At 73.6% G+C, this 683-nt stretch carries 1 protein-coding gene; it reads right to left on the bottom strand.

The window, feature by feature from the left end; genetic code table 11:
* Window positions 1–209: 209 nt before the first annotated feature.
* On the bottom strand, window positions 210–683 hold a 474-nt coding region (locus CCN42_RS40500), incomplete at its 5' end, for an RNA polymerase sigma factor (protein ID WP_086742062.1).

The following is a 683-nucleotide window of genomic DNA, read 5'->3' as shown; positions in this document are numbered from 1 at the left end:
GGGGCGTCGCGTCGGGGTGCGCGGGGTGGCGGGCGGGCGCTCCGTCGCCGTTCAGCCGTTCACCCATGTCCGCTTCCCGTCCTGTCCGACCACTGCCCCGCACGCGGCCGGGTCTGTCGTCCTCGCTGTCGTCGTCACTGTTCATTTCGGCGTGCATCGTTCATTTCGCCGTTCTTTTTACATGTCCATGCCGACGTGCCCGCCGACGTTCATTTCGACTCCCCCAGCGTCCCGGGCCCGCCATCCGTCACACCCCGGTCCGCCAGCTGCCGGGCCAGCCGCTTCAGCCCCCGGTACGCGGCGGTGCGCACCGCGCCGGGACGCTTGCCGAGGACCCGGGCGGCGGCCGGGCCGTCGAGGCCGACGACGACCCTCAGCAGCACCGCCTCGGCCTGGTCCCGGGGCAGTGCCCGCACGAGTTCCAGGGCCTGCTCGGTGGAGATGGACTCCAGGGCCTGGTCGTGCGTGGTGTGCCGGCCGGGCAGGTCGAGTACGTCCTGCTCCAGCGCCGACGAGCGGGGCCGTACCCGCTGCCGGCGCAGATGGTCCAGCGCCCGGTGCCGGGCGATGGTGGCGGTCCAGCCCCGGAAGCCCGCCCCGTCCCCCTTGAACCGCCCGAGGTCGCGGGCGACCTCCAGCCAGGCGTCGGACGTCACGTCCTCGACGTCGTCGCCGACGAGCCC

It is taken from the genome of Streptomyces glaucescens (assembly GCF_002154375.1).
Classification (GTDB): domain Bacteria; phylum Actinomycetota; class Actinomycetes; order Streptomycetales; family Streptomycetaceae; genus Streptomyces; species Streptomyces glaucescens.
The sequence above is the reverse complement of the archived record's forward strand: the minus strand, read 5'-3'. Positions and strand labels throughout refer to the sequence as shown.